Annotated in this window: 19 protein-coding genes and 1 pseudogene; 10 read left to right on the top strand and 10 right to left on the bottom strand. The window is 60.0% G+C overall.

The genetic code is table 11. The annotated features are described in order from the left end of the window. Positions 1–225: 225 nt before the first annotated feature. Positions 226–2,118 carry a penicillin-binding protein 2 gene (gene mrdA / locus AC07W4_RS24060; protein ID WP_495034249.1) on the top strand — a complete coding sequence of 631 codons (1,893 nt, stop codon included), beginning with the start codon at positions 226–228 and terminating at the stop codon, positions 2,116–2,118. Positions 2,119–2,130: 12 nt separating this feature from the next. Here mrdA and AC07W4_RS24065 read toward each other — a convergent pair whose 3' ends face one another. Continuing rightward, the gene (locus tag AC07W4_RS24065) at positions 2,131–3,090 is read right to left on the bottom strand and encodes a LysR family transcriptional regulator (protein ID WP_495034250.1); all 960 of its coding nucleotides are present in this window, start codon (positions 3,088–3,090) and stop codon (positions 2,131–2,133) included. A gap of 155 nt (positions 3,091–3,245) precedes the next feature. Between AC07W4_RS24065 and AC07W4_RS24070 the strand changes: the two genes are divergently transcribed. The 4 genes and pseudogenes from AC07W4_RS24070 to AC07W4_RS24085 form a co-directional block, all read left to right on the top strand. Next, positions 3,246–4,547, top strand: a complete 1,302-nt coding sequence (locus tag AC07W4_RS24070; protein WP_008051111.1) for an MFS transporter — start codon at positions 3,246–3,248, stop codon at positions 4,545–4,547. Then, entirely contained in the window at positions 4,544–5,299 is a 756-nt protein-coding gene (locus AC07W4_RS24075) for a class II aldolase/adducin family protein (RefSeq protein WP_007988289.1), read from the top strand. Before AC07W4_RS24070 ends, AC07W4_RS24075 begins: the two co-directional genes overlap by 4 nt. Beyond that, entirely contained in the window at positions 5,296–6,237 is a 942-nt protein-coding gene (locus AC07W4_RS24080; RefSeq protein ID WP_495034251.1) for a 2-hydroxyacid dehydrogenase, read from the top strand. The genes AC07W4_RS24075 and AC07W4_RS24080 overlap by 4 nt, the downstream gene beginning before the upstream one ends. A 279-nt stretch (positions 6,238–6,516) precedes the next feature. Further along, positions 6,517–6,717, top strand: a pseudogene (locus AC07W4_RS24085) (RraA family protein); the annotation flags it as partial. Here AC07W4_RS24085 and AC07W4_RS24090 read toward each other — a convergent pair. From AC07W4_RS24090 to AC07W4_RS24130, 9 genes are all read right to left on the bottom strand, one after another. Further along, positions 6,714–7,631 carry a LysR family transcriptional regulator gene (locus AC07W4_RS24090; protein ID WP_495034252.1) on the bottom strand — a complete coding sequence of 306 codons (918 nt, stop codon included), beginning with the start codon at positions 7,629–7,631 and terminating at the stop codon, positions 6,714–6,716. The pseudogene AC07W4_RS24085 and the gene AC07W4_RS24090 sit on opposite strands and share 4 nt — an antisense overlap. Positions 7,632–7,775: 144 nt before the next feature. After that, positions 7,776–8,906, bottom strand: a complete 1,131-nt coding sequence (locus AC07W4_RS24095) for a glycosyltransferase family 4 protein (protein ID WP_495034253.1) — start codon at positions 8,904–8,906, stop codon at positions 7,776–7,778. Beyond that, positions 8,907–10,037 (bottom strand): glycosyltransferase family 4 protein, encoded by a 1,131-nt coding sequence (locus AC07W4_RS24100; RefSeq protein WP_495034254.1) that lies wholly within the window; start codon positions 10,035–10,037, stop codon positions 8,907–8,909. Further along, positions 10,021–11,388, bottom strand: coding sequence for a glycosyltransferase family 4 protein (locus AC07W4_RS24105; RefSeq protein ID WP_495034255.1), 1,368 nt, complete (start codon positions 11,386–11,388; stop codon positions 10,021–10,023). The genes AC07W4_RS24100 and AC07W4_RS24105 overlap by 17 nt, the downstream gene beginning before the upstream one ends. Further along, positions 11,385–12,638, bottom strand: coding sequence for an ABC transporter ATP-binding protein (locus tag AC07W4_RS24110; RefSeq protein ID WP_495034256.1), 1,254 nt, complete (start codon positions 12,636–12,638; stop codon positions 11,385–11,387). The genes AC07W4_RS24105 and AC07W4_RS24110 overlap by 4 nt, the downstream gene beginning before the upstream one ends. After that, positions 12,638–13,435: an ABC transporter permease gene (locus AC07W4_RS24115; RefSeq protein ID WP_495034257.1), complete on the bottom strand. Its 798-nt coding sequence runs from the start codon at positions 13,433–13,435 to the stop codon at positions 12,638–12,640. The genes AC07W4_RS24110 and AC07W4_RS24115 overlap by 1 nt, the downstream gene beginning before the upstream one ends. Then, positions 13,436–14,878, bottom strand: coding sequence for a mannose-1-phosphate guanylyltransferase/mannose-6-phosphate isomerase (locus AC07W4_RS24120; protein WP_495034258.1), 1,443 nt, complete (start codon positions 14,876–14,878; stop codon positions 13,436–13,438). Between the two features lie 3 nt (positions 14,879–14,881). Then, positions 14,882–15,853 carry a GDP-mannose 4,6-dehydratase gene (gene gmd, locus AC07W4_RS24125; protein WP_495034259.1) on the bottom strand — a complete coding sequence of 324 codons (972 nt, stop codon included), beginning with the start codon at positions 15,851–15,853 and terminating at the stop codon, positions 14,882–14,884. Further along, positions 15,850–16,764 carry a GDP-mannose 4,6-dehydratase gene (locus AC07W4_RS24130; protein ID WP_495034281.1) on the bottom strand — a complete coding sequence of 305 codons (915 nt, stop codon included), beginning with the start codon at positions 16,762–16,764 and terminating at the stop codon, positions 15,850–15,852. The genes gmd and AC07W4_RS24130 overlap by 4 nt, the downstream gene beginning before the upstream one ends. A 424-nt stretch (positions 16,765–17,188) precedes the next feature. Between AC07W4_RS24130 and AC07W4_RS24135 the strand changes: the two genes are divergently transcribed. Genes AC07W4_RS24135 through AC07W4_RS24155 form a run of 5 tightly spaced genes read left to right on the top strand, consistent with a single transcriptional unit; the run spans position 17,189 to position 22,917 of the window. Continuing rightward, positions 17,189–18,766, top strand: coding sequence for a glycosyltransferase (locus tag AC07W4_RS24135; RefSeq protein WP_495034260.1), 1,578 nt, complete (start codon positions 17,189–17,191; stop codon positions 18,764–18,766). Further along, positions 18,760–20,055 (top strand): glycosyltransferase, encoded by a 1,296-nt coding sequence (locus AC07W4_RS24140; protein WP_495034261.1) that lies wholly within the window; start codon positions 18,760–18,762, stop codon positions 20,053–20,055. Before AC07W4_RS24135 ends, AC07W4_RS24140 begins: the two co-directional genes overlap by 7 nt. Continuing rightward, a complete protein-coding gene (locus AC07W4_RS24145; protein ID WP_495034262.1) occupies positions 20,052–20,936 on the top strand; it encodes a class I SAM-dependent methyltransferase in 885 nt (294 codons plus the stop codon). Before AC07W4_RS24140 ends, AC07W4_RS24145 begins: the two co-directional genes overlap by 4 nt. Next, the gene (locus tag AC07W4_RS24150) at positions 20,933–22,090 is read left to right on the top strand and encodes an acyltransferase family protein (protein ID WP_495034263.1); all 1,158 of its coding nucleotides are present in this window, start codon (positions 20,933–20,935) and stop codon (positions 22,088–22,090) included. Before AC07W4_RS24145 ends, AC07W4_RS24150 begins: the two co-directional genes overlap by 4 nt. Further along, complete coding sequence (locus AC07W4_RS24155; RefSeq protein ID WP_495034264.1) at positions 22,084–22,917, top strand: class I SAM-dependent methyltransferase; 834 nt, start codon at positions 22,084–22,086, stop codon at positions 22,915–22,917. Before AC07W4_RS24150 ends, AC07W4_RS24155 begins: the two co-directional genes overlap by 7 nt. Positions 22,918–22,954 lie beyond the last annotated feature (37 nt).

Genomic DNA, 22,954 nt, shown 5'->3' on the forward strand with positions numbered 1-22,954 from the left:
CATGTGAGAGTAGGTCATCGTCAAGATTAAATTCCGAAACCCCAATTGCGAAAGCAGTTGGGGTTTTGTTTTTGCGCGCGAAAAAACACGAGCGGCCCATTCAAGGTCAATTGTAAAAAAAATCACACAAACCTGACTCCACGGTTTTGGTAAGGTGCAGCTCATTTTTAATGGACTGAGTCTGCGCTCACGGATCGGCATTCTTTTCAAAGAGCTGCTGCACAAGTGCCTGAACCGATACCGATCAAGGACCACGAAAAAGAAACACGCCTGGTCAACAAAAGACTCATGGCCTGCGCCTTGTTCGTTGCCGCTGTCACCTGTGCACTGGTAGTGCGCCTGTATGTCCTGCAGGTAGTCGAATTCGACTATCACTCGACCATCTCCGAAAACAATCGCGTACATGTCCTGCCGATTACACCGACCCGCGGGTTGATCTATGACCGCAACGGCGTACTCCTCGCTGACAACCGCCCCAGCTTCAACCTGACCATCACCCGCGAACGTGCATCCAATGTCAACGAAGAGCTGGACGAGGTGGTCAATCTCCTGCACTTGCCCGCTGAAGATCGCTCGCTGTTCGACAAGGCGATGAAGCAGGCACGTCACCCCTTCGTACCCGTGACGCTGTTCTATGAGCTGAGCGAAGAACAGATCGCCGTACTCGCCGTCAACGAGTTCCGCTTGCCGGGCCTGGATGTCGAGCCGCAGTTCGTTCGGCACTATCCATTGGGCGAGCACTTCGCTCATTCGGTCGGCTACGTCGGACGTATCAACGAGAAAGAGTCAAAGGCTCTGGATACGGTCGAGTACCGAGGCACCCAATCCATCGGCAAGACCGGGATCGAAAAATTCTACGAGACGCAACTGCACGGCCATGTCGGTTATGAAGAAGTCGAAACCAATGCCCAGGGGCGCGTGCTGCGAGTGCTCAAGCACACTGATCCGGTGCCCGGCGAAAACATTGTCCTGAGCCTCGACGTCAAGCTTCAGGAAGCCGCCGAGCAAGCCCTGGGCGATCGCCGTGGTTCGGTGGTCGCGCTGGATCCGTCGACCGGTGAAGTGCTGGCCATGGTCAGCAACCCGAGTTTCGATCCGAACCTGTTCGTCACCGGCATCAGCTCCAGGGAGTACTCCACGCTACGGGACTCCATCGACCGACCGCTGTTCAACCGTGTGCTGCGCGGTCTCTATGCGCCGGGTTCGACCATCAAGCCGCAAGTGGCGATCGCCGGCCTTGATGCCGGTGTCGTCACGCCACAGACCCGCGTGTTCGACCCCGGTTATTACCAACTTCCGGATTTTGATCACAAGTACCGCAACTGGAACCACAGCGGCGACGGCTGGGTGGATATGGATGCGGCGATCATGCGATCCAACGACACCTACTTCTATGACCTGGCACACAAGCTCGGTATCGATCGCCTGCACGACTACATGGCCATGTTCGGACTGGGTGAGAAAGTCTCCCTGGATATGAATGAAGAATCCCCCGGCCTGATGCCATCCCAAGCCTGGAAACGTGCCACCCGTCGTCAGGCATGGTTTCCGGGCGAGACGGTGATTCTCGGCATCGGTCAGGGCTACATGCAGGTCACGCCGCTGCAGTTGGCCCAGGCGACGGCATTGATTGCCAACAAAGGCGTGTGGAATCGCCCGCACCTGGCCAAAACCGTGGACGGCGTCGCGCCGGTGGATGAGCATCCAATGCCCAATATTCTGCTCAAGGATCCTCGCGACTGGGAGCAGGTCAACCATGGCATGCAGATGGTGATGCACGATGCCCGCGGGATTGCCCGGGCCGCAGCGGCGGGTGCGCAGTACCGTATCGCCGGCAAGAGCGGTACCGCGCAAGTGGTGGCGATCAAGCAGGGCGAACGTTACAACCGGGAGAAAACCCGCGAGCGTAACCGCGACAATGCCTTGTTCGTCGGTTTCGCCCCGGCCGAGCACCCGAAGATCGTGATTTCGGTGATGATCGAAAACGGCGAGGCCGGTGGTCGCGTGGCCGGTCCCGTGGTGCGGCAGATCATGGACGCCTGGCTACTCGATCAGGACGGCCACCTCAAACCGCAGTACGCAACGCCGAGCAAGGCACCAGGCGATCCTCACGTCTGAATCATCGTGGCTTCACAGCACAGGCTCACGGATGCTGAGCATGTGCTGGAAGCTCTCGAGGAACACGGTTTCGGCCTGGCTCATCTTCTGTTCGCGATTCCACAACAGCTGGATATCGAAATCCACCACGCCGTCCTCCGGCGGCAAGCGCCAGAGCAGACCTTGCTCTACATCCCGGCGCACCAGATGGGTGGGCAAGGCGCCAATGCCGTAACCTGCGCAAATCAGGCGGTAAATTTCTTCGAAACTGGTGGATGAGGCGACGATCTTGCCGGTGAAACCTTGCTGGTCGCGGAACAGCGTCAGGGGTGAAAGATTGCCGCCCAATTGATCACTGGTGAAGCTGACGAAGTTTTCCGCCGCCAGTTGTTCCAGGGCCAGGTTCTCTTGCCCGAACAATCGATGACGCTGACCACAAAAGTAAGCATAGGTCTCTCGAAACAGTACCCGTTGTTCCAGTCGCGGCTGCGGCAAGCGGCACAGGCCGACGCCGATGGTTGCGGTCTTTTGCAGCAGCGAACTGATGATGTTCGAACTGCCCATGACCTCGACTTCCAGCTCGATTTTCGGGTGGGTTTCATGGAAGTCCGCGAGGAAATCATCGTAATGCCGCGCCTGCACGCCGCTGACGGTGAGGATGCGGATCTTGCCCACCACGTCGTCGTGACGGCTCTCCACTACCGTCCCCAGGCGTGAAATGTCCCCATAGATATCCGCCGCTATTCGCAGGACTTCTTCCCCGGTTTCCGTCAGGTCAAAGCGTCGCCCGCTACGGGCAATCAACACGCATTCCAGTTGTTCTTCCAGTCGCTTCAGCGCCTGGCTGACCGCCGATTGGGTGATGTGCAGTCGCGCGGCGGCACGGCTCATGCTGCCTTCCTGGCCGATGACCAGATAGGTGCGCAGCAGGTTCCAGTCGAGGCGGTCATTGAGAAAGCGCCGGCCGACCCACGGGTTGGAAGTGGAAGGCATATAACCTCATACAGTAGCAGTGCTAATAGTAAAGATAAGGATTTGAAAATTGACTAATCCTGGCATGGAAGCGATAAAGCCCACAAGCGCCACAGAGCGCAACCGTTATCAGCCTTAACACCTGCCCAAAAACTATAAGTACACAGGGTCCTTGCATGCACACTACTCCCCAACCGCGCCGAGCCGCGGCCGCTGCCTTCATTGGCACGACCATCGAGTTCTACGACTTCTACATCTACGCCACCGCGGCGGCGCTGGTCCTTGGGCAAGTGTTCTTCCCCAGCAGCGACCCGGTCATGAGCACCCTCGCGGCGTTCGGTAGTTTCGCGGTCGGCTTCATTGCGCGGCCCATGGCCGGGATGGTGTTCGGTCATCTGGGGGATCGCCTCGGGCGCAAGAAAATGCTGTTGGTGACCATGGCCTTGATGGGCATTGCCACCGCCGGCATCGGTATGTTGCCCAGCTATGCCAGCGCCGGCATCTGGGCACCCATTGGCCTGATCGTACTGCGTGTTATTCAGGGCATTTCGGTCGGTGGCGAGTGGGGTGGGGCGGTGTTGATGGCCAGCGAGCATGCGCCGGCCAAGCGTAAGACCTTCTATGCCTCGTTCGCGCAACTGGGCAGCCCGGCCGGATTGTTGCTGGCACTGATCGCTTTCCGTCTGGTGACGTCCCTTGAGCCTGGCGAGTTCCTCGCGTGGGGTTGGCGCTTGCCGTTCCTCGCCAGCGGCGTGTTGATGATGGTCGGCCTGTTGATCCGCTCCGGGGTTCACGAGTCGCCGGAATTCGCCAAGGCCAGGGACAACAACGAAACCGCCAAATACCCGGTGATGGACGTGATCCGCACCTGCTGGCGGCAGATCCTGTTCGCCGCCGCTGCCGTGACCATTGGCTCGGCCGGGTTCTTCTTCACTAACACCTTCATGATCACCTACGTCACCCAATACCAGGGCATTGCCCGTTCGACGATTCTCGATTGCCTGTTTCTGGTGACCGTCATCCAGTTGCTCTCACAACCGCTCTCGGCGCTGATCGCCGAACGTATCGGCGAAGGTCGTTTTCTCAAATGGGTCGCGCTGCTGTGCATGGTCACGCCATATCCGATGTTCCTGCTGGTAGGCACGCAGAACATTGTGTTCATGACTGCCGGCATTGCCCTGGCGGTGGTGATTCTCTCGGCGCTGTACGCGGTGATCGCCGGCTACATGACCCAAGCCTTCCCGGTGCACCTGCGCTACTCGGGCATTTCCATCGCCTACCAATTGGCTTGCGCCGTGGCCGGGGGCACCACGCCGCTGATCGGTACGCTGCTGGCCAGCAAGTTTTCCGGACAATGGTTGCCGCTGGCGGTGTTCTTCACCCTGCTCTCGGCCCTGTCCCTGATCGGTGTTTGCGGCCTGGCCCGCCTGCGCGCCAACCCGGTCGTCACCCACGCTGTCAAAGAGGTGTATTCGTGAGTAAACCTGCACACATCGACCCGGTTGAATGGCAAGCCCGTTGCGAACTGGCGGCGCTGTATCGACTGGTCGCGCACTTTCGCATGACCGACCTGATCGACACCCACATCACGCTGCGGATTCCGGGGCCTGAACACCATTTCCTGATCAACCGCTACGGGGTGATCTTCGACCGCATGCGCGCCTCGGACCTGGTGCGCATCGATCAGGAAGGGCGGGTGGTCGACCCGGAGTACGCCGGCCATCGGGTCAACGCCGCCGGCTTTGTGATTCACTCGGCGATCCACATGGCGCGTCCGGACCTGAACTGTGTGATCCACACCCACACGGCGGCCGGCATGGCGGTCGCGGCGCAGAAGCAGGGCTTGCTGCCGATCAGTCAGCACGCGCTGAAGTTCTACGGCAAGCTGGCCTATCACACCTACGAGGGCATCGCGCTGTCGCTGGATGAGCGCGAGCGCTTGATCGCCGACCTCGGTCCGCACCGGGCGATGATCCTGCGCAACCACGGTTTGCTGGTGGGTGGTTCGGGCGTGGCCCAGGCCTTCCAGGAAATCCACTTCCTGGAACGCGCCTGTCAGGCCCAGGTGCAGGCACTGGCCGGTGGTTCGGCATTGCATTACCCGTCGCCGGAAGTCTGCGCGCACACCGCCGAACAGTTTGACCGTGATGAGCAGGACAACATCATCGACCTGGCCTGGGAGGCCGCTTTGACCCTGATCGAATCCCAGCGCGAGTCTTATTTGTCATGAGCACCGTCATCAATACCGTGGTCCTGTTGTCCCGCGACGCCCTGCTGCTCAAGCAATTGCAGGCGGCGTTTGCCCGCAGTGCGCCGCAGCTTACCGCCGTGCTGGCCGAGGATTCCCGGGCGGCGGATGCACAGATGGCGGCGTGCTGGTTTCCCTTGCCGGGCAGTCTCGGTGCATTGCCGAACCTGCAGGTGGTCCACTCGGTGGCCGCCGGTATCGATCACCTCGATCACGACCCGTCGTGCCCGGACCTGCCGGTTTGCCGTGTGGTCGACCCGGGTCATCGCCAGGGCATGACCGAATACGTGCGCTGGGCCGTGATTCACTATCACCGCGGTTTCGATCAGGTGTTGTCGCAACAGCGGGAGCAACGCTGGGAGCGGCCGCTGCAACGGGCGGCGGGGCAGTTCAAGGTCGGAGTAATGGGGCTCGGATCGCTGGGCAGCGCGATTGCTCTGGATTTGGTCGCAGCCGGTTACGACGTGCGCGGCTGGGCACGGCGCAACAAGGACTTGCCGGGTGTGCGCACGTTCGCCGGGGCTGATGCGTTGCATCCGTTTCTCGACGGTGTCGAGTTGCTGATCAACCTGTTGCCCCTCACCCGCGAAACCCGCGGGATTCTCGGACGGACCACTTTCGAGCGGCTCGCCCGTGGCGCGGGACTGGTCAACTGCGGCCGGGGCGGTCATTTGAACATCGATGACCTCGAACAGGCCCTGGCGAACGGGCAGTTGCGCGGCGCCTTGCTGGATGTCTTCGAAGAGGAACCTCTGCTGGTCGATCACCGGCTCTGGACAATGCCCGGTGTCACCATCACCCCGCACATGGCTTCGGCGGCTTCCCATGACTGTATTGCCGAACAAGTGGCGGAAAACTACCGTCGATTGAATAACGGTGAACCGTTATTGAACTGTGCCGACCGATTACTGGGTTATTGAACCCACCGCTATCGAACCAATAGAAAATGCCCTGCGAACTCGCCCGCCCGGTTGGGTGAGCCATAACAACAACCTTCGCCTCAACCGTTTTACTGCCAGTCAAAACAATTAAATAACGAGTTCTTGATGAATTCCTGGAGACAGTGATGAGCGATCTATCGTCCGCAGAAAAGTCCGGCGCACCCGGCACCCGGGTGCGCTGTGGGGCGTATCGCTGGAGATCGACTGTGTTGCCGAACTGATTGCCGGGGAGTCGCAACATGGATGATTAGCCACTGAATCAACCAGCCCATCCACTGTGCCGGCGTGACGGTGCAACCGGGGGATTGGGTGCTGGCGGACGACAACGGCGTGTTGTTTCTCGACACGGTATCGGCGCAGGCTGTCATCGAGCAGGCGCTGGCCTCGGATCGCGCCGAGCCGCGACTGCTCGAACGCTTGCTGGCCGGTGAGCCGGTGACGCAGGTCTTGCGCGTTTAGTCCGTCAGCCGTTGTTGCAGGCTTTCAAGAAAGATTGTCTCGGCACGGCTCATGCGCTGTTCGCGGTTCCACAGCAAATGAATGTCTACATCGGCAATCCCTTCGTGGGGCGGCAGGCGCCAGAGCAATCCGGCGTCAACGTCGGCCGCCACCACGTGTTCGGGCAGACAGCCGATACCGAAGCCGGCGATGACCAGTCGCCGGACTTCCTCCAGGCTCGGTGAGGACGCGACGATGCGGCCACTGAAACCCTGTTGATCGCGGAAAATCGTCAACGGCGAGAGCATGCCGCCGATCTGGTCGCTGGTGAAACTGACGAAGTTCTCCCGTTGCAGATCCCCTTCGGCGACGTCCTGTTGGCCGAACATTCCATGGTGCTTACCGCAGAAAAACGCATAGCGCTGACGCAGGAACAAGCGCTGCTCCAGGCGTGGCTGCGGGCGCCGATTGAGGCTCAGGCCAAGGGTCGCGGTTTTTTCCTGGAGGGCGCTGACGATGTCGGAACTGCGCATCACGTCGACTTCCAGGTCCACTCGCGGGTATTGGCGATGGAAGTCGGCGAGGAAGTCATCAAAGCGCTCGGAGAAAATCCGGCTGATGATCAGCAACCGCACCTTGCCGATCACTTCGTCGGCCGGTTGTTCCAGCACGCTGCTGACCTGGGACATTTGCCCGTAGATTTCCCCGGCCAGGGCGAAGATCTGCTCGCCGACTTCGGTCAGGACAAAACGTGGCCCGCGACGGGCAATCAGTTGGCGGCCCAGTTGTTCTTCCAGGCGCTTGAGTGCCTGGCTCACTGCCGGTTGCGTCAGGTGCAGGCGGGCGGCGGCGCGGCTGATGCTCTGCTCCTGACCAATCACCCGAAAGGTGCGCAGCAGGTTCCAGTCCAGGCGGTCATTGAGCAGGCGTTGCATAGGCGGTCAGCAGGAAGTCAGGGGCCAATAGGAACAGTCCATGGCTTGCACACGTAGTGCGCAAGCCATGGAAAATCTACAGTTGCGCGATCGTAACACTGTTGCAACGCAGCAGCAGGGGTAACTCGGATCTGCCGGAAGGCCTCATGCGTAGGCGAGGGTTTTTTCTTCCAGCAGTTCCTCATACAACATTGCCCATTTGCGACCCATTTCGTCCGCCGTGAACAGATTCTGATAACGGGCCTGTGCCTTCTCGCCCATTTGCGCCGCCAGCACCGGGTTTTCCCAAAGCGTGCGCATCGCCTCGCGAAACGCCAAAGGATTACTCGGTGGCACCACTAGTCCGGTCTCGTTATGGATGTTGATGTAACTGGTGCCAGTGCCAATTTCACTGGAGATCATCGGTTTGCCATACATCGCGCCTTCCAGCAGCGAAATGCCAAAGGCTTCGGAGCGCAGGTGCGACGGGAACACGATGGCGTAGCTCAGTTGCAGCAGCGCTACCTTGTCCTCGTCTCCCAGACGCCCGAGGAAGTGAATATTGCGTAAACCCAAGGCGGCCGCCTGTGCATGCAGCTCTAGTTCCAGCGGGCCGGCACCGACAATCACTGTCGGGTAATCCAGGTCCTTCAGGGCGTCGAGCAGGATGTGCAAACCTTTGTAGTAGCGCATCACACCTACAAACAGAAAGAACTTGTCGCCAAGCTTTTGCCGCCAGTGGGCCGTTCGATCGCTGTCCGGCTGTGGGTAACCGGTCTTGTTCAATCCATAGGGGATCACTCGGGTCTTGTGTTGAAACTGTTGCAACACATCACTGGTGTGCAGGTAATTAGGCGATGCAACGATGATCCGGTCGGCGCTGTGCAGAAAGCGATTCATCAGCGGCCGGTAAAGTTTGAGCAGCTGTTTCTGACGGATGATGTCCGAGTGGTACGTCACCACGCTGGGCTTGTTCAGGCCGCTGGCGAAATGCACCAGGTCCATGAACGGCCATGGAAAGTGGTAATTGACCACGTCGGCCTCGGCTGCCAGCTCGCAAAACTGTTTGAAGACGCTCCAGGAAAACCCTGTGGAGGCGAACTGAATGTCGAGCCTGGCTCGATGGACTTCATGTTGAGCGATCTGCATCACCGGCGGTGTCGGATCGGCGCTGAGTGTCAGCACCTTGCCTTCAACGCCGTGCAGGGCACCGCTTTCGCACAACTGGAAAATCACTTGTTCGATCCCGCCGACCGAGTCAGGCAGGTACGTCTTGAAAAAATGAAGAACTCGCATTCAACCTCCCAGAACCTGGCGGTAAGCGTTGGCCGTCACTTGCGCGCAGCGCTCCCAGGTAAAAAGCCTTGCCTGTAGCAATCCGGCTTCTCGGCATGCCTGCCAATGCGCTAGATCCTCGATCAGACGACTCATTGCATCGCGCAAGCCGTCTGTTTCATCCGGTTCAACATAGTTACCCGCAGAGCCTGCGACTTCGGGCATGGCCGAACGTCTGGTCAGAATGACCGGTGTGCCGCAGGCCATGGCCTCCAGCACCGGCAAGCCAAAACCTTCGTAAAGCGACGGAAAAATCAATGCCCGGGCACCGGCCAACAGCTGCGCAACGTGCTCGTCAGGCAGATAGCCCAGCAAACAGACACAACCGCAGGCCAGGGCCTGGTGCAATTCTTCGCTGAACTGCTCGCGCTGCCAGCCGGCCATGCCGACGATCAGCAATGGAAAACGCTGACGGACTGATTCCGGCAATCGGGCGTGGGCGCGCAGGGCGAGGGACAAATTCTTGCGCGGTTCCAGGGTGCCGACACAGAGGAAGTATTCCCGCGCTTCGACGCCATGGGTCTTGAGTACGGCGTCGATAGCCTCGGGGGACCGCGGGTGAAAACGCGCGGCTACTCCGAGTGGGGCGACGACAAATCGCTTGGCCGGTAACCCGAAATGGGCCTGGGCTTCGTCAGCAATGGACTGCGAGTCGGTCAGAATCAGGCTTGCCTGTTGCACGCCACCGGTCACGCGCCGTTCGATTTCTCGCAAGCGCGCCGGTGGCTGCGTTTCGGGATAGTGCAGGTGAGTCAGGTCATGCAGGGTGATGACTGTCGGGCCGTCGAATGACAGCGGCCACAAACTCGGTTCGTGGTAGAGGTCGATGGCCTGCCCGCGGCCTTGATCGAAGCGTTTCTGCTCCAGCCACCGTCGGGCCTGATAGGCCCCCGGAATCTGCCGCAGCAATGGTGTCAGTCGGGAATAACCGGGCATGGCCGCCTCAGGCAGCACGGTACTCCAGCCCCAGCCATGAAACAGCGCCAGTTCAATATCCGGTTCACTCGCCAGGGCGTTCGCCAGTTCGACGACGTAGTGGCCGATGCCGGTGCGCGGCGCCTGGAGGATGCGGGCGTTAAGGGCAATGCGCATATTGCCTCTCTTGTACGAGCGGCACGTCCGAAAGATTGCGCAGGGTGTGTTCGGCCAATTGCGCACTGGCTTCACGCCAGCCGATCCAGCGCCAGTCCGCGACGTCACGAGTGGCCGGGAATTGACCGCTGCTCTCGAAACGAATGACCAGGTCAGCCAGGCTTTGTGGTTCGGCCAGATCGAAGTACGCCATGAACTCGCCGCCGATTTCGCGAAAGACCGCAATGTCGCTGCCCATGACTGGCAGTCCACGCTGCATGGCTTCTACCAGCGGCAGGCCAAAGCCTTCCACAAAAGACGGAAACACCAGTGAGCTGGCGTGGGTGTAGGCATGTTCGAGGCTGGTGTCGCTCAGGTCGTTGAACATGAACAGTTGTTGGTTCAACTGCGGGTGATTACGGACCCGGGTCAGCAGTGCATCGCATTTCCAGCCGATTCGCCCGGCAATGCACAGCCGGGCATTGGAGCCTGCCGCCCAGGCCCGTTCGAAGGCGTCCAGCAGGTAGTCGTGGTTCTTGCGCGGCTCGATGGTACTGACCATCAAAAACACTGGTTCCGGCGTTTTGAAAATATGCGTCAGGCGCGGCTCGACGACGGCCGTGACTTCGCTCAGGTCCAGTTCGCAGCCGAGGTGGAAATAGTCGAACCACAATTCACTGGCCTTGGCAGGACCCAGGCGGCGCTGCAATTCATCACGCACCTGATCGCGCACCGTGGCGGAAATGGCCACGTAGCCATCGGCGGTTTGGGTGATCCAGTCGAACCACTCGTTGAAAACCTGCACCAACCGCGTGTCGTAAAACTGCGGATGCGTCACGGGAATCAGGTCGTAAATCACCGAAACGATGCCCACGCCTTCACTTTTGAGTCGTTCGGCAAACGGGAAGAAATCGGTGTGCCAGGACGAGTCCAGCAGCACCAGTTGATCCCCCGGTTGGTGCTGCAGCGGCGTGCAACGTTTGGGCAGTTGATACTGGTTGATTCCCTCGATCGCACGTAGCGGAAGGCTGAAACAGGTGACCGCTGTCACCCGGTAGGCCACGTGCAGCAAACGCTTGATCACTCGTGAGTTGCTTTGATTGTGCAAGCGCTGATGCAATTGCCAGAAGCGGTGAGCCAAGCGCCCAAGTCGTCCACCAAAGATCATCAAGGCATCGAAAAACGGAATGTTCAGCGCGCCGAGTTGCAGTACCCGATAGAGCTTGCCCTTAAGCATCACAACCGGGATGCATTCAACATCGCCGACCGACTCCGGTAGCTGGTTGACGACGTTGCGCACCACCCGCTGAATACCCGAATTGACCTTGGGGTGCTGGAATACGTGCGTGCACTCCACCAAAAGACGCGTCATGGCGTGCTCCCCGAGGTGACCGGCGCGCTCGAGCGCGTGACGGTGGTCTTCGCGGCCAGCCACGAGCAGCCGACAAAATCTTCCTGGCGGTTGTTGATCACATGGAACACCAACCCGTAATCGCGCCACTCGAAGTTGCGGTCCAGGTGTGAATCCAGGCGTGACAGGCTCAACGCCACGGAATAGTTACCCTTGCCCAGCCCCATGACGAAAGCAAAGCGATAGGTCACACGCTCGCCAGCCCGCAAGTTGGTCAGCGCCTGATCCTGGCGATGGGTGTTGATGCCGTACATGGCCTGGCCCAGGCGATCCTTGATCATGAAGCCCAATACCAGCCGTTCGATGTCCTGGCGAACCTCGACATTCACCTCCAGCACGACCGGCTGGCCGACTTCGGCGGCGTCGATGGAGCGTTCATGATTGTCGAGCAAGCGCACGGTCAGAATCCTGGCTTCACCCGTTCCCGAAATGGTACTGACCTGGCCGCCTGCGAGGGCTTCCTGGCGCACGGTCTGTCCTTCACGCTCGGCGAGCAGGGCGTTGTAGTAATCCATCACGGATTCGGGGGTGTCGTGCATGGCCATGTGGCCGTTTTCCAGGAGGATCGCCGAGTCGCAGATCGACTGAATCGCCGAGCGGTCATGGGAGACGATCAACAGCGTGGTGCCGGCTTTGCGAAAACTGCGGATGCGGTCGAAACTTTTGTGCTGGAAGTAGGCATCCCCCACCGACAGTGCTTCATCGACGATCAAAATGTCCGGGCGCCGCGCGGTGGCCACACTGAACGCCAGACGCATTTGCATACCGCTGGAATAAGTGCGCACCGGGTGGTCGATGGCGTCGCCTATTTCCGCGAAGCGTTCGATTTCCGGCATCAATGCTTCTATTTCTTCGACCTGCATGCCCAGCAGTTGCCCTGCCATGACCGCATTCTGCCGGCCGGTAAAGTCCGCATGAAAACCCATGCCCAATTCCAGCAGGGCGGCGACGCGGCCTTCGAGCTCAATGGTGCCGCAGGTGGGTTGGGTGGTACCGGTGATCATCTTCAACAAGGTGCTTTTGCCGGCGCCGTTGACCCCGACGATACCCACCGATTCTCCGGGGGCAATCTGGAAGGTCACGCCTTGTAGCACCCAATGCTGGCGATGACGGATCGGCGAGAACGGGACCAGCCATTCGACCAGTCGACTCCACCGGGTTGGGTATTGTTTATAGGCCTTGCCCAGGCCGGTGACGCGTATGTGCCCCATCAGAGTTCATCCACCATTTCACCGACCCTCTGCCGAAACAGCCGCAGCCCGATGACGAGAAACAAAACGCTGGCGACCAGGATCGGCAGCAGCGAACTCCAGACGGGCCATTGGCCATACAGGAAGATGTTCTGGTAGCTGGTGATCAGGTTGGTCAGGGGGTTGAGTTGCAGCAAGCGCTGCACCCAATCGGGCAGGATGCTCATCGGGTAAACGATTGGCGTCAGCCAGAACCAGAATTGCAGACAGATGGCGAAAAATTGCCCGACATCGCGAAAAAACACATTCAATACGCCAAGAATAATCCCCAACCCGGCACAGAACATCACCTGTAACGCCAGCAGAGGAATGAGCGCAAACAGTGCCAGGCCCGGCAGTCGACCGGTGATCAACAGAAAGCCGAGGAACAGGCCGATGATGATTGCGAAGTTGATACCGGCATTCAACAGCACGATCACCGGCAGGCAGATCCGTGGAAAGCTGATTTTTTTCAGCAGATTGGCGTTATCCAGAAACATGTTCTGGCTGCGCACGGTGATTTCCGCGAACAAGCCCCAGGTCAGCAACCCGGCGCAGAGGTAGATGCTGTAGGCCATGCCGTCATCTACCCCTGGCAAACGCGCGCGCATGATCTGGGAAAAAATCACGGTGTAGACAATGATCATCGACAGCGGATTGAGCACGGTCCAGAGGGCACCGAACAACGAATTGCGATAACGCGCCTGAAACTCCCGCTGGACGCTACCGAGGATGAACCCTCGATAGCTGCTCAGCGTGCGGTAAAGGGAAAGCAGCATTCAAACCGTCCTGCCGTATTGATCTTCGAAGCGGACGATGTCGTCCTCTCCCAGGTATTCGCCGCTTTGCACTTCGATGATCACAAGGTCGATCACGCCGGGATTTTCCAGGCGATGCTTGTGACCCGCGGCAATGAAGGTCGATTCGTTCTTGGCCACCAGGCGAGTGCCTGTGCCATTGTTGGTGACCTTGGCCATGCCTTCGACCACCACCCAGTGTTCATTGCGATGGTGGTGCATTTGCAGTGACAACTTGGCGCCAGGCTTGACCACGATGCGTTTGATCTTGAAGCGCGGGCCTTCCTCGAGCACGGTGTAGGTGCCCCATGGCCGGCTTACCGTACGGTGCAGGCGATAGGCTTCGTGCTCTTTATCCTTGAGTTGCCTGGCCACCCGGCGCACATCCTGGGCGCGGTCGGCGTGGGCCACCAGCACCGCGTCGGCGGTGTCGACGATGATCAGGTTGTCCACGCCCACGGTCGCGACCAGACGGTCTTCGCTGTGGACGAAGTTGTTATGGCTGTCGATAAAAATCGACTCGCCGACGGCGCGGTTGTTTTGTGCATCCGCCGGTACCAGCGCGGCCACCGCACCCCAGGAACCGATGTCGCTCCAGTCGAAACGGGCCGGCACGACGACTACCTTGTCGGAGCGCTCCATCAACGCGTAGTCGATGGAAATGTCCATGATTTCGCCGAACAGGGCCGGCGACAGTTCCTGTTGCAAACACCCCGCGTTTTCCACCGCGGCACTGGCGGCCATGCAGGTTCGCGTCTGCTCCAGCAAATCGGGAGCATGGGTTTGCAGTTCGGCCAGTACGCTGGCGACCGAGAAGCAGAACATCCCGGAGTTCCACAGGAAGTTGCCGCTTTCCAGGTAATGAGTCGCGGTTTGCAGGTCGGGTTTTTCGACGAAGCGCCGCACGTGGGCAGCGCCTTTGTCGTCCAGCGATGTGCCGGTTTCAATGTAGCCAAAACCGGTTTGCGCAGCGGTCGGCACGACACCGAAGGTCACCAGGTGACCGCACCTGGCCAATGTCACGGCATGCTCGACCGCGTCCTTCAGTGCGTCGACATTGACGATCAGATGGTCGGCGGGCATGACCAGCATGATCGCGTCGTCGCCATGCAGGGCCTGGAGGGAGAGGGCGGCGGCAGCAATGGCCGGCGCCGTGTTGCGACCCGTCGGCTCCAACAGGAAGTGCCCGCGATGACGGCCCAGGTGCGCGTCCCGAAAGTGATCCTTGCTCTGGAAGTAGTACTCGCGGTTGGTCACCGTGACGATATCTCCCCAGCCGGCGATCAGTTGCGCGGCACGCCGATAGGTCTTGCCCAGCAGCGACTGGCCGTCGGGCAATGACATGAACGGTTTGGGATGGTCTTCACGCGACACCGGCCACAACCTTGTCCCGGCACCACCGCAGAGAATCACGGGAATCAGCATGGCCTACTCCTTGGCGACGCGTTTCATGTCCGCATCCATCATCATGCGGATCAAGGCATCCAGATCGGTTTTTGGTTTCCAGCCCAGTACACGCTGGGCCTTGGCCGGGTTGCCGAGCAGCACTTCGACTTCGGCCGGGCGCAAGAACGCCGGGTCGATCTTCACGTAGTCGCGGTAGTTCAGGCCCACATGATCGAAGGCGATCCGGCACATCTCGCGTACGGTGGTGGTCACACCGGTGGCCACCACGAAGTCGTCGGGCTTGTCCTGTTGCAGCATCAGCCACATGGCTTCGACGTAGTCCCCGGCAAAGCCCCAGTCGCGCTTGGCGTCGATGTTGCCCAGACGCAGTTCCTGCTGCTTGCCCTGCTTGATGCGGGCGGCGGCGTCGGTGACTTTGCGCGTCACGAACTCGATGCCGCGCAGCGGTGATTCATGGTTGAACAGAATGCCGCTGCTGGCGTGCAGGTTGAAACTTTCGCGGTAGTTCACGGTGATCCAGTGGCCGTACAGCTTGGCCACGCCATAAGGGCTGCGCGGATAGAAGGGGGTGTCCTCGTCTTGCTGCTCGGCCTGGATCAGGCCGAACATTTCGCTGGTGGACGCCTGGTAGAAGCGCGTGTGCGGGCTGAACTGACGGATCGCTTCGAGCAGGTGGGTCACGCCCAGGCCGTCGACGATGCCGGTGGTCACCGGTTGATCCCAGGAGGCCGCGACAAAGCTTTGCGCGGCGAGGTTGTAGATCTCGTCCGGCGCCGACTTGATCACCGCGCGCTGCACTGAACAGGCATCGGCCATGTCGCCTTCCAGGTAGACGATGTCCGCCTCGACCCCCATCTCGCGCAAGCGCCAGCGCGAGTCGCTGCTGCGGCGCGCCACCAGGCCGTGGACTTTGTAGCCCTTGTCGAGCAGCAGTTTGGCCAGATACGCGCCATCCTGGCCGGTGATACCTGTGATCAATGCACTTTTAGTCATTCTTGTCGTACTCGCTTCTCCCAGTCGGACAGGATCGCCCGCAGGGATTGTTGTGTTGTGATTTCAGATTTCCATCCGGTGGTCTGGGCCAGCCTCGCAGGGCTGCCACACACACGCCGCTGATCCGCGCGGCGAAGCCGTGCAGGGTCCTGGACCAGTTGCAGGTCGACCTGGGCAAGATCCGCCAGTTGTTCGATCAGACTGCGAATGCTCTGCTCGCGCCCTGAGCAAATGTTGTAGACCTGCCCCGGTGTACCTTTTTCCAGCAAGGCCAGGTAGGCCGAGACCACGTCCCCGACATCAAGGAAATCGCGGGTGACGTCGATGTCCCCGACCTCCAGTTGTGGCCCTTGCAGGCCTTGCTTGATCCGGCAGATCTGACGTGCTGCGCTGGCGATGACGAAGCTGTCTTTCTGCCCGGTGCCGATGTGGTTGAACGGGCGGGCGACCAGTACGGGCAAGTCCTCGCTCAGGCCCCATTGCAGGCTCAGGAACTCGGCTGACAGTTTGCTCACAGCGTATGGATTGCGCGGGCAGGGAGGCTGCATTTCAGTGATGGGCAAATCGGCTTCAGTGACCTGGCCATAGACATCACCGGAGCTGACGTACAGGAACGTGCCGGTGAAGCCGCGGGCCTTGAGAGCTTGCAGCAGGTTCAGGGTGCCCAGCAGATTGATGTTCAGGGTGTGCGCCGGATCACGAAAGGCGTCCGGGACGAAAGTCTGGCCAGCCAGGTGAATTACCGCATCGGGCAATTCCGGCCACAAGCCTTCGAGGCTGTCCGGCGCGGCGAGATCGTAGCGGCAAGGAACAGGCAGAAGTTCCCATTCCGAGGTATCGGCCTGCAAACGCGATTGGATGTGTTGCCCTGTGAATCCAGTCAGGCCCGTGACAAACAGACGCTTTTTCAACAGCGACCCCCCGGTCATACATTTCATCCATTCCCGATTGGCTTGATGGAAAGGTCTTACGAACCAACAGGATCACTCGCAAAGACAGATGAAATGTTTGTTGTAGTTGTTTGGTGGTCAATCTGTGCCATTTGCTCGGCAATTTCAACAGGTCCAATCGTGACCGGTCAGTTCTCGTCAGCGTAGCCTGATTTATTCTCGTCGGGCGGTTCACGAATCCTCAACGGATGTGGTTAGAATGCCCATCGTCACGATTTTCCGGGGTTCGGCAGCGTCGCTTCGAAACTGCGAGAAACTGACCACTAAAACAAGAACGAAGACGGGCAGCAAGACGATGGACGAGCGCCAGTAATCACTGACTCGAACCGTGTTCTCCCCGTCATGGCGTGAGGCTGCCGGGATGGCGGCGTCACCGTGGGATACCATGAATTTTATTCTTTACTCCGACGTCAACGACAGCTCCATCAGCCAGAGTCTCGGCCGTCCCGAGTACAGTTACTACTTCGTGCTCAAGGCGTATCGCCCTGTGCTCGAAAGCCTTGGGCGAGTGCATGTGGTGTCCTCCACCGCCGAGGTCGATCCGCTCTACAAACAATTATTGGCCGCCGGCGAAGACAGTCTGTTCCTGTCGTTTACGCCGCCGCAGAAAACCCCGAACGACCTTGAGTGCCCGACGATCTGCGTGGTGGCCTGGGAGTTTGATTCGATTCCCGATGAACAATGGGACAACGACCCGCGCCAGGACTGGACGCAAATGCTGGCGCGCCAGGGCCGGGTGATCACACTCTCCAGCCATACCGCCCGGGCGATTCGTCGAACCATGGGCGAAGACTTTCCGGTGTTGGTGTTGCCGACGCCGTTGTGGGAAAACTTCGCCGACATTCGTAGTCGCCACACCAGCGTCCCGATCAGCGCCGGCTCGACCCTGGGCATCAAGGGTTGCATCTTCGATACGCGCACACTCGGGCTGAGCGCCGATGCACTGATTCCCGTCGTGCCGACCGCCGAGGAACTGGCGGCGCTCGAGGCCGAGCTGGAGGCATTGAAGCCACCGCCGCTGACGCTCAAGCGTCGCCTGGTGATTGCTCGGCATTACCTGCATATGTGGCGCCTGGACAAAGGTAAATCGCTACCGGTCCCGGTGCATCGCACGCATTTTCTAAGTCAGTGGTATTGGGAAGGAATACGCGACTTGTTGTCGGATGCCGCCCATGAGCGTCTCGCTGGCTGGTTGCCGGCCATCGCAGGCCCGCAGACGGTTGTAGTACCCGAGCCAGAACCGCGACAGTGGCCGGACACCACCGCCCAGGTCGAAACACAGGTTGACGGTGTGGTGTACGTCACCGTGTTCAACCCGCGTGACGGTCGCAAGAACTGGCATCAACTGATCACCGCATTCTGCTGGGCGTTTCGTGAAACGTCTGACGCGACGCTGGTGCTGAAGATTACCCAAAGCGATCTGTCGTCCTACCACGACGAACTGATGACGTTGCTCGCACAGCTTTCGCCGTTCGCCTGTCGGGTGGTGGTCATGCACGGCTACCTGGACGACCCGCAATACGCCCGGCTGTACGAAGCCGCCAGTTATTACGTCAATGCCTCGCGCTGCGAAGGGCTGTGCCTGCCGCTGATGGAGTTCATGGCCAGCGGTAAACCGGTGATTGCCCCGGATCACACGGCCATGGAGGACTACATCGATGAGCGTGTGGCGTTTGTGGTCAAGTCCAGCGAAGAGCTGACCATCTGGCCGCAGGACACTCGCATCATCTACCGCACCCTGCGTTACCGGCCGGATTGGGGTTCGCTGAAAACCGCTTACGAAAACAGCTACCGCCTGGCCAAGGAACAACCGCTGGAGTATCAGCGCATGTCCCTCGCCGCCGTCGAGCGCATGCGTGATTACTGCGCATTCGCCCCGGTGCACAAACGCCTGGCGGATTTTTTCGGGCTGGCGCCACAGGCTTTGCCGACAGCAACCGTGACGGATACCGCCTCATGCTGATCATCATTCATTCGGAAACCAACCAGCACACCATCGCCCAGAACCTTGGCCGCTCGGAGTACAGCTATTACTTCGTGCTCAAGGAGTACCGGCCCGTGCTGGAGCGACTGGGGCGAGTGGTAGAAGTCAGCGACCCGCAGGCCGAAGTCGATGCCTTGTACATGGACTGTTTGTCCCGTGGTGAAGCGTGCGTGTTCCTGTCGTTCTCACCGCCCCATCGCACGCCGGTCAATTTCACCTGCCCGACGCTGCCGGTGTTCGCGTGGGAATTCAGCACCATCCCCAACGAACCCTTTGCCGGTGACCCGCTCAATGACTGGCGCACGGTGTTGCAGGCAGCAGGTGCGGCGATTACACATTCCAGCTACACCGTGAATGCGGTGCGCGAGGCGATGGGCGTCGACTATCCGATCATCGCGGTACCGGCCCCGGTATGGGACCGGTTTTCCGAACGCGGCGCCCACTTGCAACGTCAGCCCCTGGCCAGCCAGGTGCGGTTGAAGCTCAAGGGGTTGCTGGCCGACAGCCGCGAACTCGACTTGCGAGCCTTCGGCCCCGTGGCCACTCGCGAAGGTACGGGTATTGATTTCAAGGCCCCGCCGAGTGAACACGAGTTGATCCTCGACGGCGTGATTTACACCTCGGTGTTCAACCCCGGTGACGGGCGCAAGAATTGGGAAGACATGCTCAGTGCCTTTTGCGTGACGTTTCGCGAGGTGGACGATGCAACGCTGGTGCTCAAACTGACGCACCACGATGCCGAGGAAGCGCTGACCGACATCCTTCACCACTTGTACAAAAACCAGTCTTACCGCTGCCGGGTCGTGCTGATTTACGGCTATCTGGCTGACGCGGACTATGAGCAACTGGTGCAAGCCACGAGTTACGTGGTCAACACGTCCTACGGCGAAGGCCAATGTCTTCCACTGATGGAGTTCATGTCCTGTGGCAAACCGGCGGTGGCGCCACGAACCACGGCGATGATCGATTATCTGGATGCCGATAATGCATTCCTGATTGACTCCACCGATGAGCTGACGGCCTGGCCTCATGACCCGCGCAGGGCGTTTCGTACCTTGCGTTACGTCACCAATTGGGCGTCGTTGTGCAGGGCTTACCAATCGAGCTATGACGTGGCCAGGGGTGATCCCGGGCGTTATGCACAGATGTCCGTGCACGCAGTGGCCAGCCTCAGGAAATTCTGCAGTCAGGCCACTGCCGGGCAGAGGCTCGGCGTATTTTTTGAGCGCCTGTTCGAGAACCGTGTCGTGGAAACCCCCGAGGCATGATTCGCGCATTGGTCAGACGTTTCTTTCCAGAGACGAAACCCGAGCCCCGGCCCGCGCCGTCACCGGTCGAGCAATCCCGTGTGTCGCCAAGAGAGGTGGGCTTGCACGATGCAATGCATGACGGCTGGTTTTCGGGTGACAGCGGCGAATTGCTCAAAGGGTTTGCCATCACCGCCGGCGACACCTTGCTGGATGTCGGTTGCGGTGAAGGGGTGGCGACCTTGTTCGCGGTCCGCCAGGGCGCTTCGGTGATCTTCACCGACAGTGAGCACGACAAGGTCAGCGAGCTTGCCCGGCAAGTGGCGGCGCAATCGGACAAACCGAACCTGGGACTGGTCAGTAACAGTTTGCCGCTGCCATTGGCCGACGGGTGCGCCAGCAAAGTCGTGTGCATGGAAGTGCTCGAACACATCGATCAGCCAGAACCCTTCATGGCCGAACTGGTGCGTATGGGCCGCCCCGGCGCTCTGTACCTGCTGAGCGTGCCGTCCCCGGTGGGCGAGCATTTGCAGAAAGGCATCGCTCCGGCCAGCTATTTTCAATCACCCAATCACGTGCAGATTTTCAGCCCCGAGCGATTCGCCGCGCTGGTGGAAGACGCGGGCCTGGTCATCGAGCATCGCCAGGCCACCGGGTTTTTCTGGGTCATGGGCATGATTTTTTTCTGGGCCAGCGAGCGGGCTGCCGGGCGTGAATTGGGGGGCGCGGTTCGCGACCGGATTCAGGCGCCGTATCCACCGTTGATGGAAAGCTGGGCGAAAACCTGGCAGGACTTGCTGGCCCAGCCCGACGGGTTGGCCATCAAGCAGATGCTGGACCGGTTCATGCCCAAGAGCCAGGTGATCATTGCCCGCAAACCTCATGTCCGGGAGGGCGCATGAGCAACGAAAACCGGATCATGGATATCGAGTTGCTACGCGGCATTGCGGTGCTTGGCGTGCTGTTTCATCACCTGCAGGACAGCCTGTTCGCGGCGGCGGTGCCGGTGTTGCAGGCCATCACGCTGTACAGCCAGCCGTGGTGGGGCGTGGATTTGTTTTTCGCGATCTCGGGCTTCGTCATTGCTCGCAGCCTGATCCCGGCCATGCGCCGCTGCACAACGCGTCAGGAATATTGGCAACAGACGCGCAATTTCTGGTTGCGCCGGGCCTTTCGATTGCTGCCGTCGGCCTGGCTATGGCTGGCGCTGATGTTGCTGGCGTGCCTTTTTCTCAACCGCTCCGGCGCGTTCGGCACCCTGCACGCGAACCTTCAGGCGACCCTGGCCGGCATCGCCCAGTACGCCAACTTTCGCTTTGCCGACAGTTTTTATCATTACGAATATGGCACCAGTTTCGTGTACTGGAGCCTGTCGCTGGAAGAGCAGTTCTACCTGCTGTTCCCACTGATGATCGTGCTGTTTCGCAAGCACCTGGTGTGGGCGTTGCTGGCGCTGGTGGCAGTTCAATTGTTCACCTTGCGCACACCGATCCTGATGGTGGTGCGCACCGACGCGCTGGCCCTTGGCGTGCTGTTGGCGATGTGGAGTACGCAACCGTCGTACCTGCGCCGGGAGCCAAAATTCTTGCGTCGTCCATGGGCGGGTGTTGCCACACTGATCACGGTGTCGCTGCTGCTCAGCTTCATGGCAACGGATCGATTCACCTTCACTTCTTACCGGATCGGCGTGATTGCGGTGCTGTGCGCGCTGCTGGTCTGGATCGCTTCTTACAACCGCGATTACCTGTTGTCGCGCGGCGTGTTCAAAAACCTGATGACCTGGGTCGGCAGCCGTTCCTACGGGATTTACCTGATCCATATCCCGGCCTACTTGCTGGTTCGTGAATTCATTTTCCGGTTACAGGCTGCCGGGCTGCCCAGTCCGGCTGGCCATCCGATTCTGATGTTGCTGATGGCTGGCGGCTTGATCGTGCTGCTGAGCGAACTCAACTATCGCTTCATTGAAATGCCCATGCGCAACCGCGGCGCCTCGCTGGTCAAACGCCTGGGCACCTCCCGAACAGCCGTCCCATCCTCTGGAGCCACCTCATGCTGAGCCTTTTGAAGAAACTCACGGCGGGCACGCCCGCGCCTGTGCAGCCAGAGACACCGTCCGCGGCGCCAGTGGCGGAGAAAGTCGACCCCTACATGCTCGGCCTGCACGATGCGATGCTCAGCGGCTGGTTCAATCAGCAGACCGGCGAACTGTTCACCGGTTTCCCGGTGACCCCCGAGGACACACTGCTCGATGTCGGCTGTGGAGACGGCGGAAACGTGCATTTCTGCGGGATGCGCGGGGCGAAGATCATCATCGCCGATATCGACGCGGCCAAGGTCGAGGCGACCCGTCAGCGCTTGGGCGATACACCGGCCCGCGACGTCGAATGTCATGTCACCGACTGCAACCCGCTGCCGATTGCCGATGGGACCGCCACCCGGGTGGTGTCGACCGAGGTCATCGAGCACGTGGACGATCCGGCGCAGTTCCTCGCTGAACTGGTGCGCGTCGGCAAACCGGGCGCGTTGTACCTGCTGAGCGTCCCGCACCCCAGCTCCGAAGACCTGCAGAAAGACATTGCGGCGGCGGAGTATTTCCAGAAGCCCAACCACATCCGCATCATCAGCGAAGAGCAGTTCAAGGCCATGGTCAGTGATGCCGGCCTGGAGGTGATCAGCCACAGCCAGTACGGATTCTACTGGTCGATGTGGATGCTGCTGTTCTGGGAAGCCAAGGTCGATTTCAGCAACCCGGACCATCCGTTGCTCAATCACTGGGCGGATACCTGGCAGGCGATCCTGGCCTCGCCACGGGGCACGCAGATCAAGCAGGCGCTGGATGCGGTGGTGGCGAAAAGTCAGGTGATCATTGCGCGCAAACCCTGATTGACCCGATGTGGGGGTGACGGCCTGCAACAGGCCG

This window comes from Pseudomonas sp. GW821-FHT02A08 (assembly GCF_059422045.1).